The organism is Paenibacillus sp. XP01 (assembly GCF_057364885.1).
The window spans coordinates 1,323,645-1,340,196 of the sequence record NZ_CP139481.1; the positions used below are offsets into that span (position 1 = coordinate 1,323,645).

Consider the following 16,552-nt stretch of genomic DNA (forward strand, 5'->3'; position numbering starts at 1 on the left):
TGCGCCCGCAGTGGCCTAGTGGGATTTATTAATACGGTAACGAACAAAATATAATCATTTTCACATTGAACGAAAAGGAGCAGAAATCGATGCATACGACAGAACACACAGCACCTACCAAAAAAATAACCATTACCGTCAACGGAGAACCGATTGGAAGAGATTTGATCATAGACAGCATCACCTACGTTCCCGTGCAGAACGAACAAGACGGAAGGTCGCGAGGCGAATGGAGAGAGCGATCCGACTCATTGTAAAATTGGGACTTGGCAACAGATAGAACGGAAAAGCTTGGCTGGAGCCAAGCTTTTTTTGGGTCAAATTCTGTCGCATTTCGGCGGTTTTAGGCGAAGGGGAAAAAGTTTGTGGAAAAAAATGAAGGGAACATATGTTCCGTGACAATATAGTGTCCATTTACCCTGATAACTTAGAAGATAATACATATAAATCGGGGGAGAGACTACCAGTGAACTCAGTCTTTGAAGTAAGTTATTCGTGGAACAGAGAGGCCATTCCGACGGGGGGAGCCGACCCCGTATATATGTTGATTGAATGGCGCAGCGGTGCCTTAGCCAAAAGACCCAGAAAGACGGCACCCAAAATCGTGTCGCGTGACTTGGAATTGTTGCTCAAACCGGAATTCGGAGTTCGGCTTAAGGGAGTCTATGGTTGCCGCTCCAAGGAAACGGATATTGGCTGGGTTCTCAGGTTAGGTGACGTCTACAAAGGCGAAAGCAAAAAAATACTGCTTGAATTCGCGATGTCTCCCCGACTTTCGGGAAAGGTGCCTGTTTGCTCGGCGTATTGGAGCACCCGGAAATTAAAGCAAAGCCAAAGGGTATTGCTGCGAAGGGAACAATTGTACATCCAATACACAAGCCATCTGGGCATGCTGCGCCAGCCGGATAATCCGAAGGTTGAAAAAAGCATCAAGCTCAACGAAACGGTGCCTTTGATCAAACAAGCCTTGCGCGCTTATGAACGGGGGCGTATACAAGAGGGAAGCGATATTTTGCGCAGGCATGCAGATGCCTTGTTAATCGAAGCGGTGCGCAAACAAGATATCGAATATTACGAGGAGGCCGAGATCGTCGAGAAGCTGCGTTGCCATTATGGAATGACTTATGCAGACTTGCCGCATGACAGACGCGAAAACGCGTAATAGGGAGGCTGAAAACAACGTTGGCCTGACTGATGAGGAAATGGTTGTATCTACATAGATAATAAAGGTGAATATAATAAACAGGTCGAATGTACTTAACAACATAACGAAATATTAATAGAGGTTGTGTTGAATTTCATTGAAACAACATCATGGAGGGCCGGCAAAAATGACAGACCGACTGATCCGATTAATGCGCATTATTACTCTGGTGCAGGCCAAGCCGGGAATACTGGCGCGAGAACTTGCGGAGCGGTGCGAAACAACGGAAAGGACGATATATCGCGACATGGAGGCCCTCAGTGCAATGCACATTCCCATAGCCAACATGGGACATGGGAGGGGATACATGTTTATCAGCCAATTTGCCATGTACCCTTTGAACTGGTCTGATGAAGAAACCCAAGCCTTTATGCACCTTGCTGACGTCATGGAGGATATTCGGCCTTTGCTGAAGCCGGCATTCGAGAGCGCTTATGAGAAAGTGGTGGCGTCAACCCAGAAAAACAAGAAGGAACGCGTAGCATGGTCCGAACAAATCGGCAATCTGTTCAAGGTCGGCATGCCTGTTTCACAATACGACGACCAGACAGAGGAAACGGATGATACGCTTGTCAGATTGTTCGAAGCCTGCATTTCGCAAAACACGGTCGAAGCGGAATATGCTGTTCAGCACGCCAAAGCGATGGTTCGAATTGACCCGTATTGCCTCATCCCTCGCGAGTATCGGTTTGATTTGCTTGCTTACTGTCATTTATCGGAGGGATTAAGACGTTTTCAGGTCAACCGCTTGAGGAAAATCCGGGTGATGTCACGCACGTTTCGAAAGGATGATTATTTGTTTAAATCGTACTTCCGGATGCCTTTGGCTGAACGGGGTACGGAATGGATTTCGTTCAGAATTCGATTTTCCCCCGCTATTGCCGATCAGGTATCACAGCAACCGTTCCTCGTACGCCCGGCGGTCACGAAGGAATTGGACGGTTCCCTTTTGCTTGAAACCGCGGTTAGCGATGATCAGGCCTTTTTGGGTTGGCTCGCCCAATACGGGCCCGATGCCGAGATTTTGGAGCCTGAAAACTATCGGAAAATGATGCAGGAACGCCTCAGGCAATGGCAGCGGTTATACGGATAAAGTCAGTCCGATGCCTGGGTCGTTCCCCTTTAGCTTACTCTTTCGATTTGAAGAGATGGGCCAGATTACCGAAAGGGGATTCTTTCTCATCGTCTTCGTGGCTGGAATAAACGACTTTCGACACCAGTCCTTCGTCATCCGCAGCACAATTCGTCTCCAATGCAAACCGATCGTACTGATGAATGAACACCTTTGCCGTATTGATGGCATCGTCCAAAGCCCGGTGCTGTGTTCCGTCGAACTCGATCCCGCAAAGCTCCAGAGCTTGGGCAAGGCCCATCTGCCGGAATTTTCCCTCCTTCCGCGTCGTGCGCGACCACTGTTGTTGCAAATCATTATGGTTTTTGATCCAGGCGACGTCCAGCCCATGGGTACGGCAGTGTGAAATCAGTTTGCTGCGATCGTCCGGCCCCCAGGAACACATATAATACGTTTCGTTGCCCATCCAGGCAATGAATGGTTTGATCGCTTCCGGAAACAGAGGGGCGGCATCGATATCCTTTTGCGTAATCCCCGTAAACTGAACCGTGTCTGTGGAAAGAACGGATTTGTTGGAAGGTCTGACGTAGGAGTGGAACGTATCGGCAATATACAGGCCGTTCTCTCCCTCGGAAACTTTGACTGCACCGATATCGATAATTTCAGAGGAATAGCGGGCATTTCGGCTAACCGTAAATTCAAGATCATAAATGATATATGGCATGGGGTTGGCTCCTTTTACACATCGTTCTATTCAGAAAGCTTGGACCATAGAGAATCCGGATTCGTATAAAGTCTATAGATGTTACGATACTCTCATCCGATCGATGATGCAACACGCCTGTAAAATAATATGATGTGGTACGTAGTCAAGGCAATGATCGCGGCTCTGGCGTCATTTTTGGAATAACGGTTGACAAAGAATTACATATGCACTAATGTGATCAAAAATGAGAACAGCGAACAACGAGGACATGATTGCGTTCCCCGGCATCAACAGAGAGGAAACCGCCTGGTGAGAGGTTTCTGCTGCCGCAGCGCAATTCCCGCCTCGCCAGCTGCGGTGGAGAACGCCTTCGGGCTGCAACCATTGCCGGGAGAGCCCGTTATGCTCAAGAGGACTGCGCCGTGTTTAAAGGCTCCAGTCGAATAAGGGTGGTACCACGACACATTCGTCCCTTGACGAGTGTGTCTTTTTTGTTTTGCCGGGGTTCCCGGGTGTGGTTTGTGCATCGCAAAATAATAATAAGAGGTGTATGTATGATGCGTCAAAGTGAATTGTTAGCTCCAACATTGCGAGAAGCGCCAGCCGAGGCGGATGCAGTCGGTCATCGTTTACTATTGCGCTCCGGGATGATCCGCCAGCTTGCGGCAGGCATTTACAACTATTTGCCGCTTGGAAGGCGTGTTCTGCTGAACGTCGAACGGATTGTGCGCGAAGAGATGGATCGGGCTGGCTGCCAGGAAGTGCTGCTGCCGATCATGCAGCCGGCGGAGCTGTGGGAGCAGTCCGGCAGGTATTCGCAGTACGGTCCCGAATTGATGCGTTTCAAGGATCGTCAATCAAGGGAGTTTGCATTGGGCCCGACCCACGAGGAAGTGGTGACAGCTATTGCGAGGGATGAGGTGAATTCTTATCGCCGCTTGCCGTTCACCTTATACCAGATCGGCACGAAATTCCGGGATGAGCGCCGTCCGCGATTCGGCCTGCTGCGCGGCCGGGAATTCCTGATGAAGGATGCGTATTCCTTTGCATCCAGTTGGGATGAGCTGGATGTGACGTATCAAGCGATGAACAAGGCGTACACTCGCATTTTTGAGCGCTGCGGACTGGATTATATTTGCGTTGAGGCGGATGCGGGCACGATTGGCGGCCAGGGCGAAACGCATGAATTCATGGCGTTGGCGGAAGTGGGCGAAGATACGATCGTTACCTGCAATCACTGCGGTTATGCGGCCAATCTGGAAAAAGCGGGATACAAGTCACTGTCTTCGGAGAATGTAGCGGAGGTTTCGGCGGATACGTTCATTCGCGAAGTGTTGGCCTACATTGCAGCGGATGATAATAGAGGGGATTCCGTCGAACGGACGACGAATGGGGTTGATGTGAAAACATGGAAGGAGAACGGGAAAGAGCCTGTCAGGGTGCATACGCCGAATATTCGTTCCATTGCCGAGCTTTGCGCGTTTACGGGCCAAGGGGCTGAACGCATGATCAAAACATTGCTCTATCGGGCCGACGGCAGGCTGGTTGCTGCACTTGTTCGAGGGGATCACGAACTCAACGACGTTGCGCTTAAACAGGTTTTGGGTGCGGAAGAACTCGAGCTTGCCGACGAGCAGGCATTGGCGGAACATGCCGAGCTGAAAGTGGGCTTCCTGGGTCCCATCGGCCTTGACCTTCCAATCATCGTGGATGCCGACGTGGCCTCCATGACATGCGCGATCGTAGGCGCCAATGAAGTGGATTATCATTGGGTGGGCGTAAGGCCGGGCCAAGACTTTGCGTTGGAGCATGTCGATCACATTCGTTTTGCCGCGGAAGGTGATGCGTGTCCGGTATGCGGCGAGCCGCTTGCATTTACGAAGGGCATTGAGATCGGCCATATTTTCAAATTGGGCACGAAATACAGCGAGGCAATGGGGGCCTCTTTCCTGGACCGGAACGGCCGTGAGAGCGTGCCGGTGATGGGATGCTACGGCATTGGCGTATCGCGCCTGGTGGCCGCGATTGCCGAACAGCATGCAGGCGAAAACGGGATACGTTGGCCGGCAGCCGTTGCTCCGTATCAGGTGCACCTGATTCCGCTGAACTGGAAGGATGCGGCGCAGCGTGAGCTTGCCCTGAAACTGGAGCAGCAACTCGCGGATGCCGGGTATTCGGTTCTCGTCGATGATCGGGAGGAACGGGCCGGCGTAAAGTTTAACGATTCGGAATTGTTTGGCTTGCCTGTGCAAATCGTCATCGGACGTGGAGCAGCGGAGGCTAAAGTGGAATTGGGGTCGCATGCTCTTGCAGCATCCGGCGTGACGGGCAGAATCGACATGAGTGCTTCAGAGGCCTTGAATTATGTAAAAGAGCAGTTGTAGTCCGGTTAGGTGCAGCCGGAAATAATGTTAGGACCGAATAATTTGCGATAGGTTGAAACTACTGCCAAACGGGACAATGGACATGCTGATTTCAAGCATTTTTTAAGACTAAATAACTAAAATTTTAATTTTTTGGTTTTCTTTTGTCAGTCGACTGATCAAATGTTTTATTTCGGCCAAACATGATGAAATGGTGTTGTGTATTTATGTAACTGAATGGCTGGTCATCGAGTGGTTTCCTTTCGAAGTTACCGCATCACCTCTGGAAAGTGAAACAATTGAGCCATAGTTCATGCCCCTGCTCCATTATTTCATCGTTGGGAAATTTCGAGAGCAGGGATTCATTTTCCACCCTCTAAAGAAAAAGGATGTCTCGCCATCGACCGCGGGACATCCTTCTAGTTTTTGAAGCGTCTCCTATTCGGGGTCATCAATGAATGCCGAGGGAGACTTTAACTTAACGTATTTCTTAAGAAGCCGCAGGCAGCTTCAGTTTTTGTCCTGGATAAATCCAGTGAGGGTTTTTGAGACTGTTCAGTTTTTGCAGAGCTTGCCAAGTTGTGCCGTGTTTCTTGGAGATGGAGTACAGGGTATCTCCGGATTTAACGACATATACGTTCGCTGGTGCCGGTTTGGCTGGTGTTTCCGGTTTGCTTGGTTGCGGTTTCGTCGGCTCTGGTTTAGGCTCGGTCGGAGCAGGCTCTGGCGCTGCCGGTTTTTCCGGCTCCACGGCAGGAGCTTTTGCTTCTTCTTTGATACGCCCATCGGTTTTGATATTTACCGCGCCAAGCTTTTGCATGTAGTTGATCAATGCTTCATCCATTGCGCCGTACATGCCGGAGATGGAATATTTGGTGAACATGGTGTACTCGTCGCCGCCTACCGCTGTGAAGTCATTGGTAGCCAGCTTGTAAGTAGCTTCCGGATCAAGGGCTTTGCCGCCTACCGTCACGGAGTGAACGCGGTTGCCTTTATCCGCAGAAGCATCGATGCTGAACTTGATTCCGGATACTTGCGGGAAGCCGCCGCTTGGCTCAGGATAAGAGGCTACGCCGTTTTCCAGTGCTGCAAGGATATCCGCACCTTTGACATCGAGCGATACGACTTGGTTGCCAAAAGGAAGAACGGTGATGATGTCACCTTTGGTTACAGTACCTTCTTTGATGGAAGCGCGAATTCCGCCGCCGTTGGTCAATGCAATATCTGCTTGGGCAACGTCGCGAAGCGCATCGGCGAGCAGGTCGCCCAGATTGGATTCGCCTGCGCGAACTTGCGCACGTTCGCCGTCCAGGTGTACCGCCGTATTCGCTACTTCTTCTTTAAGGATAGGCTCTTGTTCTTTTTGGATGGAGCTGACCAGAGCAGCTACCTTTTCATTGGGTTTGATGTCTTTGGCTTCGGTTTCGTCAATCAGCGTGGCTTGCTTTTTCGTCACTTTGCCGCCGTCTACCCACAGATCGATCACACCTACATAGTTGGTGTATTCACCGGCACTTGCAATCAGCGTTCCATGGTCGGATACGAGGCCGTCCTGCAGAACGGTGTGACTGTGTCCGTCGATGAATACGTCAATGCCAGGCACTTCTTTTACCACTTTGAAGCTTGTATCCGTACTGGAAGCGTCTTGTCCAAGGTGGCCCAGCACAACGACGACATCCACTTTGCCGCGAATTTCATTCACAAGCACTTTTGCTTCGGCAGCAGGGTCCGTAATATCGAGCCCTTCCACGTTTTTCGGATTTGTTTTGTACATCGTTTCCGGCGTGGTCAGGGCGATAATCCCGATTTTGACCCCGTCCACTTCCTTGATGATGTATGGATCGAACAGACGAGTTCCGTCTTTTTTCTTCACGTTGGCGCTGATCATCGGGAAATTCATCATATCCGCCAGCTCAAGCAGACGCTTGGAGCCGTAATTGAACTCATGGTTGCCCGGAACGATGGCTTGATAGCCTATTTCGTTCATGACTTTGACGATGCTCTCGCCTTCGACCAGTGTGGCGAAGGTTGTTCCGTGAACGGCATCGCCGGCATCAAGCAGAAGCGTGTTGGGATTTTCGCTGCGATACTTGTCCGCAATGCCCGCAACTTTGGCAAATCCCATGGCCGGTGAAGCTTCAACAGCACGCGCGTGCGTGTCGTTCGTATGTAGAATCGTAATGTGTTTGCCCGTGCCGGTAGTTGTGTCCGTTGCAGCCGCGGCAATACTTACGCTGCCAAACAGCAAACATACCGTTAGCAGAAGTGAAACGTAAGTCTTCCAGATTTTCATATGAATCCGTACCCTCCCCAAAATAATAATCTACTAAGCCGGACCCGGCTCACGTCATATTTTAACAGACTATATTAAGGAAATCTCGCGATTTGCGTAAAAATACATAACCTGAAGATGACATCTGTCCGCCTTTATCGACCGGCAGTCATTATTTTGGAAAATGGAGACCGTATGTTCTTAATGTGGGTGAAAAAAATGCTGCGCTTCACGGGGCAAGCCTGTACGCAGACAAAATTTTTCGAGCGGTTCATCCGGCTCGGGGGTGGTTCCAAAAGTCAGCAAGGCGATGGCAAACCGGTTGGCTTGCCTCTCCAGTTTGCCGGGAGCAAAGTAAGAATGCTCCTCCAGGAAAAAGCGGTTGATTCCCTTATGCAAACGGTCGTGCCCCAGCTCATGGGCGCATACGAAACGCTGCCATTCCGGAGGCAAATCGTTGTGTATGACGATAAATCTGCGCCGCAGCTTTCGGAAGTAGAGCCCTTTGGTCGATTTTCCCAAATTGGTGAACCGAATCTGTATGCCCAAGGCCCTGGCAATGCTGAACGGGCAGTTCGTCCGGTGTTTTCGAATCAGCTTGTTTACGATGTCATCCATATCAAACCACCTGCCGCAGGATTTGGTATAGGGTGCAGTGCTTCATTGGCGATCGTCCGGCTCGTTTGGCTTCTTGCGTTTGTTCATTTTTTTGGCCTCCCAGAATAGCCCGGTAAGCACGTCCTTGATTCGCTTTTTGTCTTCGGCATCGAGCGGAATGCCGTCGAACATCAGATCATCTTCCTCTTCCAGCATCTTTTTGAAATCCCTGCGGTCCTTGTAGGTTGCCCACTCGGGTGCATCGGCCATTCCGGGAACAGAGCCTGTTTCTTCGATATATCCTGCTCTTTGCATCATGTCGGGGTAGGATGCCGATAGCGCGTCAGCGAGCTTGCGAATCGTTGCAGGTTTGGGAACGCCCCGGACGCCGTTCTCGATTCGTGAAATTTGCGAATTGCTAATGCCGGCGGCATCGGCGAGTTGGTTGATGCTGAACCCTTGCTGTTCCCGGAGATGTTTAAGGTACGGACCAAATGCGTGTTCCACAATTCATGCCACTCCTTTTATATAGGGAATCATTTGTTGCAAATAATATAACGCATTTATACCTTAAGGTAAAGGAATAAGATATTTTGATGCCAAAAGGCAAAGAAAACGAGAGAATGGCTTTAGTTATGTCTGCAAAATGAACGGATATGAGGGTTTACTCTGCTCTCCAGAAAGTGGTATTCTCAAATAGAAATACGAACAATATGCGAACACAATGTAAATTATAAGCTATTTTTCCCTGTTTGTGTAGTGCGATTTCACCGGAACGGGCGACCTATGCCGTGTTCCAAAAGGCAATGAAATCGCCGGAATTTGGGTGTTGCATTCATGGTGGAACAGAAGAACTCTAATTCGAGAGGTTAACTAGGAGGGAACGAATATGGAAATGACATTGCCTGAATTGGATCGACGGAAAACGCAGGCCGCGGTGGAAGCGGCTTTGGAAAAATACCGCATTTATAAAACGGTCGCTTTTGAGGAGCGCGAGGCGATGGTGACGGCCAGTTATACGGCTCGATTTCATGGCGCAACCAATGTTACGGGCGATTCGACGGCCCGAACGGCGATCCATAACGTGGACGTGCGGCGGGCAAGGCAGGCATACTGCGATACGATCGAAACGATTGTTTCAAGGCTGAGCGAAAAGGAACAAATTCTCGTGACCGAAAGATATATGAAGGATGACGATGTTTTTGATTACAAGGTGTACAACCACGTGTTCGATCCGCCCGTAAGCAAAGATACGTATACGAAAATCCGCACGCGTGCGTTCTATAAAATGGCGCTCGCGCTGGCTGACCGCGGCCTGATCAACATGGATCCGCTGGCCTCATCCCGCACGGAACGCAAGAAACTCGGGTGACCGCTGCCGGTGCTGCGGGAACTTCCCTAACCTCCGCCGATTGTATACAATAATGGAATGATTACTCGCGGAGATGGGAGGGAGCAAGCCAAATGTCGGAACAAGCCGGAATCAGGGAAATGTACACGCTCAAGACGATTGCCGAGACGCTGAACACATCGAATGATCTTGGAGCGATGATGGATACCGTCGTAGGCAAGCTGCTTGAATTGACCGGATTGACTGCCGGGTGGGTATTTCTCATCGGGGAGCGCGGCAGCTACCAATGCATCTCTGACGAGCATGTGCCGCCTGCGCTTAAATATCGCGGCGGGGAACCGATGCGCTGCGGTACCTGCTGGTGCGTTAACCGATTTTGGGACGGCCGCCTGGACAACGCCGTCAACATCCTGAATTGCAAACGGCTGGAGAAGGCTGCCTTGCATGCATGGGGAGATACGCAGGACATCACGCATCATGCGACCATACCGCTGAGATCGGGGGAAAAGCTGCTCGGACTGCTGAACGTTGCTGCACCGGGCAAGGCGCATTTCAGCGATAGCGAGCTCGCATTGCTGCAGGCGGTGGCCTATCAGATCGGCAGCGCGCTGGAACGGATGAGATTATATCGCGCAGAGCAGCGAAGGGCTGACCTGTATTCCAAGCTGGGCGAGTTCGGCAATGCCATGGGACAAGTCATAAACGAAGCCGCAGGATCGGAAAATCTGGCCGGAACCGCCATCCGGCTGATCGGAAAATATTACGATTGGCCCATGATCCTTTTTCTTGTCCGGGAGAGCAAAGATTCTATTATCCAGGCCGATTATGTTCGCGGTTCAGGCATGCGTCTGCGGAAACGCCTTTTGTTGGAATCGGAGGCGGATATGCTTCCCGGCATGTTTGAACGCGAGACTTCAGCCGTGCTAAGCCAAGAGGAGATTGTCGCGATTGGAGCCGGCGGTGCGTTGGAGGCCGCATTGCCTGAACTTAGAGCAGGTGCGGTTGCTCCTGTTACATACGGAGCGTCGGAGGAGAAGGGATTGCTGGTGATCGGCAGAGATACGCTGAATGACGATGTACAGGCCGACCTGGAGGTATTGGAGGCGCTCGCGGACCATATCGGAACCGCATGGGAAGGAATGAAGCTGGCCGAACAGCGGCGCGAGCTGGCTCGGCTGGAGGAACGGAACCGACTGGCCAGGGATTTGCATGATTCGGTCAACCAGATGCTGTTTTCGCTGTCGCTGACGGCACAGGGGGCGGAGAGCATGCTGCCCGACTCGCCTGAGTGGGTACTCATCCGAGACGCCATGCAAGATATCCGCTCTCTGTCCAGGCAGGCACTGAAGGAAATGCGGGCATTGATTTTGCAGCTCCGGCCAGCCGGGCTTGAGCGCGGGATGCTTGAGGCATTGCGCGAATATGGCACAGGGCAGGGGCTGATTGTGAGCGCCAGCTGTACCGGTATGCGATCCATGCCGCGCAGCATCGAGGAAGGGTTATGGCGCATCGGCCAGGAGGCGCTGAATAACGTTCGCAAGCACGCCGGAGTAAGTGCTGTCGACATTAGGCTGGAACTGGACGCGGAACAGGTGATGCTGACGATTAAGGATAAGGGGAACGGCGGGGCCAAAAGGCGTGGCGGGCAACCGCCGGGATCGCTGGGTCTATCCATCATGCGGGAACGGGCCGAGTCGCTCGGCGGCCGATTGGAGCTGACCAGTTCGACGCGCAAGGGAACTTCGGTGAAAGCGGTCATTCCTCTTCCGCCCGAACCGATCCTGAGTCAGGAGGAACATCGATGAAGATTCGAATATTGCTTGCGGACGATCATACAATGGTGCGCCGGGGGCTGTACCTGTTTCTGGCCACGCAGCCTGACATGGAAGTGGTTGGCGAAGCGGCAGATGGTTTGGGTGCCTTGGAGCAGGCGGGCCTGCTCCGTCCGGACGTGGTGTTGATGGATTTGCACATGCCTGGATTGAACGGAATTGAAGCATCAGCCCGTTTGCGGACCGATGTGCCGGAGAGCAGGATCATTGTGCTTACGTCGTTTTCGGATCAGGATCATGTCGTGCCTGCGGTACAAGCCGGGGTGAAAGGGTACCTGTTGAAAGACATCGAGCCGGAGCAGTTGGCCGCAGCCATACGAAACGTGCATGCAGGCAAGGTCGAGCTCCATCCGGCTGCAGCGGAACAGATCATGCATATGCTCGCTTCTTCCGAGGTGCCCATGAACGGGGCGGGATCGCTGCCTGTTCAGCCTAACGTTCAGGAAGCAGCGGATTTCCCGGCCAAACCGGCGATGGATAGCAAAGAAGCCGATCACGGCCTGAGTCTTCTCACCCGGCGCGAGCGCGAAGTATTGGCATTGATCGCGCAGGGCATGAATAACCGGGACATCGCCGCCAGGCTGGTCATTACGGAAAAAACGGTAAAAACCCATGTCAGCCATCTGCTGGATAAATTGGGTCTGGCCGACCGCACGCAGGCTGCCGTGCTGGCTGTTCGCAACGGGTGGATGGACTGACGCGTTAGGCGGGCAGATTCCGCAATAAACTACGACCAAAGTCGTAGAATTTTTCCAAGCTCAACCGAGAGGTTGAGTTTTTTTGTGTGGAAAGTTACATCCATATACTGACGATCCGAAAGCGTTGTTGACTGTAGAATAAGAAGAAAGAATGGCATAAAGCAACATGAAAGACCTAAAAAACCGAGATTTAAACATCCAATTTGCCTCGAACTTGAAGGAGTGAGTGATATGAACGTTTTGGTCATCACCGGCAGCAACCGAAAGCATGCAACCAGTACGCGTTTGGCGGAGTATGCGGCTCAATTGATCCGTGAAAAAGGGCATGATGCCGTCCTGTTTAACTTGTACGAAACACCTCTTCCGTTCTACGCACCGGACGATAAAATGGAGGACAACACCCATGTCGCCGAGTTGAAAAGCCGCATGCTGGAAGCCAAAGCCGTTATTTTGGCTACGCCGGAGTATCATGGCAGCATTAGCGGCGTGCTCAAGAACGCGCTTGATCATCTGGGTCAGTCCTATTTTAGCGGCAAACCGGTCCTGTCCATCAGTTCATCCGGCGGGGCGGTAGGCGTCAGCTCCTTATTGCAGCTGCAAGCCATCGTCCGCAATCTGCACGGCATTAATGCGCCGGAATGGATCTCGATCGGGGGTTCGCAGCGGCGACGATTTGAGGCGACCTATGACGGATATGAAGAATACGAAGCAAGTTCGGACATTGAGGAACGTGTGCAGCGCGTCGTCGGTTCGTTCCTGCAGCTTGCGCAGGCGCTGAATCCGGATCAGAAACCATGATATAAGGTAAATCTCGCAAATTGACCGAAGATCTTGATGACAAAATTATACGAGGAAGCAGGGATCCCATGATTAAAGGCATTTTTGAAACCCATCTTAACGTAACCGATTTGGAAAGGTCCCATCGATTCTATGAGCAGGTCGTTGGATTGACGTTTGCCTACGGGCAGCCCGAGCGGGGAAGAAGCTTTTATTGGATCGGCGGGAAAGGCAAGGCGATGCTGGGACTTTGGCAGAAGGACCCGTCCAAGGTGCTGCGTCAGCATTTTGCATTTGAGGTATCGCTCGAGGACATGAAACATGCAGTCGATTATTTGGAAGGCCGGGGCATCAAAACGCGTAACTTCCTGGAGGATGATATCGGCGATCTCTACGTATTCGGCTGGATGCCTGCCGTATCGGTATATTTTACAGACCCGGACGGCCATTCGCTGGAATTCATCTCGATGCTGCCTGACGAAGCCAAACCCGAGCTGGGCATGGTGCCCTGGAAAAAATGGGAGCGAATGCACGGACGCTGAAATCTTACAACATTCGATGAGGAGGAGACAGCATGATTATTGAAGAAGTCCGGTTATATACGGCACATATGAAAGAAATGCGGCATTTTTACGAAAACGTGCTTGGCCTGCCGGCGGTGACGATTACGTCGGATTCGTTTTCGCTGCAAATTGGATGGACGCGCATGGTTTTCGTGGAAAGCCCGGCGGCCTATGAGCCGTTTTACCATTTCGCCTGGATGATTCCGTCAAACCGCTTCCGCGAGGCGAAGGCTTGGATCTCGGAGCGTACGACGCTGAATGTTCACGAGGGCCGGGATGAAACGTATTCCGTCAATTGGAACTCCCATTCCTTGTACTTTGAGGACCCTTCCGGCAATATTCTGGAGCTGATCGCGCATCATACGGTTCTGAACGAAAGCGATCATGCCTTCGGGGCAGGGGATTTGGTTAGCGTATGCGAGATTGGGCTGGTGAGCGAAGACGTATCCCGATCCGTGCTCGAACTCGGTCGGCAGGGATTGGAGCCTTGGCGTGAGTGGAGCGATACCTTCGCACCGATCGGGGACGTCAATGGTTTGTTCATCGTGGTGAAAAAGGAACGCATCTGGTTTTTCTCCGATAAGCCGGCGCAAATTTTTCCAATGACCGTGACCATTCGAGGTGTGGGCGCGATGCATCTGGGAAGCTGGCAGCAGCTGAAGGAACAGCGGACGATCGAAAAATAAAATAGGTGGAAAAGGGAGGACACGGCTTGATTCGTCAAGCAGGGGTCCTCCTTTTTTTATGCAAAATCCTGCGTTTTTCCGACTTGCCCCCGACGATATTCGTGCACAATTCAGGCGTCAAAGCGGCAGCGCCAGCGCGGAAAAAAGGTAAGATGGATTTATCCGATCGGCAGGGATGAAGGCATTCCTTAGCTTTTCGGGTAGTAATAGAAGAAAATATTGATTATATAAGTTGAACTACACATTTTACACGATAACGGAGAGGGCAGAACGAATCTGGAGAAGCGAAGCGTTCGTTTAAAAGCTTTCTGAAAGAAAGCTGCATCGGAAGCATGGGTTTATCACCGGATTTTCCCCTTGAACAAAGGGAATCAAAAAAATCTGGGGATAACAGCGATCGGAAGATGGTTCTGACCACGTAGTGGCTCCGTGTAGAAATCATTCGTTCAACTTATATAGACAGGAGGTTTCATGATATGAAAACAGTAGTGTATGTTCCGCTCGATGATCGTCCGGCAAATCTGGATGACGTCATCGTACAAGGAAAAGCAGCCGGTCTCCATATCGTTGCACCGAACCTGAACGATATTGAAAATCGGCTGGACTCGGAAAAAAGCGTGGATGGAACGATGCTGCTTGGTACATCGACCCCGACGTACGGCAAACCGTCCCGAATTCGCGATTTTATCCGAAAGCATGCGGCAGCGGCCGACGGATTCGTTATTTCTGCCGATATGCTGGCCTATGGCGGATTGATTGGCAGTCGTCAGCTGCGCGACCACGGCGGGGCGAATTACCCGGATTATGATGCAGAAACGACAGCGCTGCTGGACGTAATCCGGGAAATTAAGGAGAAGTATCCACGCAAGCCCGTTTACGTGATGGATACGATCATGCGGCTGGCGACGACGTCCTTTGCGGATGGTTTGACGTTGGACGCCTATAATGAGTCCCGCACCTTAATGCAGCAGCCGCGCAAGGCGTTCACGGCGTTCGAGGATATTATCGCAGGGTACAACGTGTCGCCGGACGGCGTGGAGTATGGGGACACGACCTATTTTGACAAATCCCGATACTATAACACGAGACAGCATAAATTCAAAAGCAATCGTTACATTCTGGAACGTTTGGCACGTGAGGGATATATCGATTTCCTTGCGGTCGGCGTAGACGACGCCAACACGCAGGGTGTGCAAATCAATGAAATCCGCTATGTGGAGCAGCGCATTAACGAATGGCTGGGCGGAATCGACGGGCAAAACCCGGAACGCGCCATCATTTTGCCTGACGCGGATGGACTGGGGCATTCCCTTGTCGCCCGCATGGCGAACCAGCTTCATCGCAGGGGAAAGAAGACAACCTATGGCGTCACGTATTACGGCCCGCACGGCTCCACGATCATCAACACGTATGAATACATGGACGTGCATCAAAATTTGGTCCGGCATGTGGACATTGTCGGCGGCAAGCTGGTGACAGACTCCGCTTCTCCCGAGGTTGAGGCAGAAACGGAAACGGCCGCCGCAAGCGTAACCAGGGAGAGCGGAGTCGGTAATCCGGGTAACGAAACGGACGGATTCAGCGTAGACAGCGAACTGGATCGGATGACCGGCCAAAGCGCGGGAACGGCGAAGCATCGGTATCCCGATCTTTCGATTATTGCGATCACGGCCGAAAATCGGATTCAAGAGGCCATGGCCCATCTTGCTTTGAACGGCGAAAAGGGTGTACCGACCCTCGTGATCGATTTCGTGGGCAAGGGGCCGGCGAATCCGGCTGTAGCCGAAGCGCTGCTGGATTCGCCGCATACTGGGAAACTGCTCGGTTACAGCGCATGGAACACGCCGGGCAACAAAATCGGCATGGCCGTGGGCATGGGACAGTCCCGATACGCTTTTTTGACCACAGAGTCGCATCCGCGGGCGCTGGCCAAAGCGATGGATGCGCAAGGGTCCCTGCTCTTCAAACGTTTCCTAAAAGATTACTATTACAAGGCGGTAGCCATCGCCGATATCCGGACCTATTCCAGAGCGCATGCGCTGTACACCAATGTGGCGACGTTATCGGACCAGAACATGCTTCTGTTCAATTCGGCTGAGGACTACGCGTATTTGCAGCGGCTGCTGCGCGACCTGATGCAGACGCACACGGCAGCGCTCGGAGCCAAGCCGGCCTTTGCCGCCGGAAGTAAGGCCATCTTCCGAATTTGCCATGGCGACGCTTTTTATGCGGAATATCTCCGCACGGAGCTGGCATACGACAATCCGGATTTTATCTGGTGGCGTGCGTTCGAAATTACGTTAAGCCCTCAGGCCAAGCTGAAGTAAACCCAAGAACCTTGTTTTCCGCAATACTGCGGGAGACGGGTTCTTTTTTTTGGTTGATCATAATATCGATTTTCCCCTTCCGCAAAGCGTCGTCTTTTTTCCGC

The 16,552-nt window shown here is 51.8% G+C and carries 15 protein-coding genes; 11 read left to right on the forward strand and 4 right to left on the reverse strand.

What is annotated here, in order from left to right:
• The first annotated feature begins 89 nt into the window (after positions 1-89).
• From SNR34_RS05940 to SNR34_RS05950, 3 genes are all read left to right on the forward strand, one after another.
• On the forward strand, positions 90-257 hold the full coding sequence (locus SNR34_RS05940; protein ID WP_236415353.1) for a hypothetical protein: 168 nt from the start codon (positions 90-92) through the stop codon (positions 255-257).
• Between the two features lie 209 nt (positions 258-466).
• On the forward strand, positions 467-1,162 hold the full coding sequence (locus SNR34_RS05945) for a hypothetical protein (RefSeq protein WP_236415352.1): 696 nt from the start codon (positions 467-469) through the stop codon (positions 1,160-1,162).
• A gap of 169 nt (positions 1,163-1,331) precedes the next feature.
• Positions 1,332-2,297 carry a helix-turn-helix transcriptional regulator gene (locus SNR34_RS05950; RefSeq protein ID WP_236415351.1) on the forward strand — a complete coding sequence of 322 codons (966 nt, stop codon included), beginning with the start codon at positions 1,332-1,334 and terminating at the stop codon, positions 2,295-2,297.
• 34 nt (positions 2,298-2,331) lie between these two features.
• On the opposite strand, the gene SNR34_RS05955 is transcribed toward SNR34_RS05950, so the two are convergent.
• The gene (locus SNR34_RS05955; RefSeq protein WP_236415350.1) at positions 2,332-3,000 is read right to left on the reverse strand and encodes a 3'-5' exonuclease; all 669 of its coding nucleotides are present in this window, start codon (positions 2,998-3,000) and stop codon (positions 2,332-2,334) included.
• 539 nt (positions 3,001-3,539) lie between these two features.
• Between SNR34_RS05955 and SNR34_RS05960 the strand changes: the two genes are divergently transcribed.
• Positions 3,540-5,366: a proline--tRNA ligase gene (locus SNR34_RS05960; protein ID WP_486182411.1), complete on the forward strand. Its 1,827-nt coding sequence runs from the start codon at positions 3,540-3,542 to the stop codon at positions 5,364-5,366.
• Between the two features lie 469 nt (positions 5,367-5,835).
• On the opposite strand, the gene SNR34_RS05965 is transcribed toward SNR34_RS05960, so the two are convergent.
• From SNR34_RS05965 to SNR34_RS05975, 3 genes are all read right to left on the reverse strand, one after another.
• Positions 5,836-7,638 (reverse strand): 5'-nucleotidase C-terminal domain-containing protein, encoded by a 1,803-nt coding sequence (locus SNR34_RS05965; protein ID WP_236415349.1) that lies wholly within the window; start codon positions 7,636-7,638, stop codon positions 5,836-5,838.
• 180 nt (positions 7,639-7,818) lie between these two features.
• Positions 7,819-8,235, reverse strand: a complete 417-nt coding sequence (locus SNR34_RS05970; protein WP_236415347.1) for an ImmA/IrrE family metallo-endopeptidase — start codon at positions 8,233-8,235, stop codon at positions 7,819-7,821.
• A 42-nt stretch (positions 8,236-8,277) separates the two neighbouring features.
• Positions 8,278-8,724: an XRE family transcriptional regulator gene (locus SNR34_RS05975; protein ID WP_236415405.1), complete on the reverse strand. Its 447-nt coding sequence runs from the start codon at positions 8,722-8,724 to the stop codon at positions 8,278-8,280.
• 379 nt (positions 8,725-9,103) lie between these two features.
• Between SNR34_RS05975 and SNR34_RS05980 the strand changes: the two genes are divergently transcribed.
• From SNR34_RS05980 to SNR34_RS06010, 7 genes are all read left to right on the forward strand, one after another.
• Complete coding sequence (locus SNR34_RS05980; RefSeq protein WP_236415345.1) at positions 9,104-9,586, forward strand: ArpU family phage packaging/lysis transcriptional regulator; 483 nt, start codon at positions 9,104-9,106, stop codon at positions 9,584-9,586.
• Between the two features lie 92 nt (positions 9,587-9,678).
• Positions 9,679-11,370: a GAF domain-containing sensor histidine kinase gene (locus SNR34_RS05985; protein ID WP_486181415.1), complete on the forward strand. Its 1,692-nt coding sequence runs from the start codon at positions 9,679-9,681 to the stop codon at positions 11,368-11,370.
• Positions 11,367-12,095, forward strand: a complete 729-nt coding sequence (locus tag SNR34_RS05990; RefSeq protein ID WP_236415342.1) for a response regulator — start codon at positions 11,367-11,369, stop codon at positions 12,093-12,095. The genes SNR34_RS05985 and SNR34_RS05990 overlap by 4 nt, the downstream gene beginning before the upstream one ends.
• Before the next feature lie 231 nt (positions 12,096-12,326).
• Positions 12,327-12,893: an NADPH-dependent FMN reductase gene (locus tag SNR34_RS05995; protein WP_486181416.1), complete on the forward strand. Its 567-nt coding sequence runs from the start codon at positions 12,327-12,329 to the stop codon at positions 12,891-12,893.
• 68 nt (positions 12,894-12,961) lie between these two features.
• Positions 12,962-13,414: a VOC family protein gene (locus SNR34_RS06000; RefSeq protein WP_486181417.1), complete on the forward strand. Its 453-nt coding sequence runs from the start codon at positions 12,962-12,964 to the stop codon at positions 13,412-13,414.
• Between the two features lie 32 nt (positions 13,415-13,446).
• Complete coding sequence (locus SNR34_RS06005) at positions 13,447-14,121, forward strand: VOC family protein (RefSeq protein ID WP_486181418.1); 675 nt, start codon at positions 13,447-13,449, stop codon at positions 14,119-14,121.
• A gap of 476 nt (positions 14,122-14,597) precedes the next feature.
• On the forward strand, positions 14,598-16,448 hold the full coding sequence (locus SNR34_RS06010; protein WP_486181419.1) for a DUF4127 family protein: 1,851 nt from the start codon (positions 14,598-14,600) through the stop codon (positions 16,446-16,448).
• The last annotated feature ends 104 nt before the right edge of the window (positions 16,449-16,552 follow it).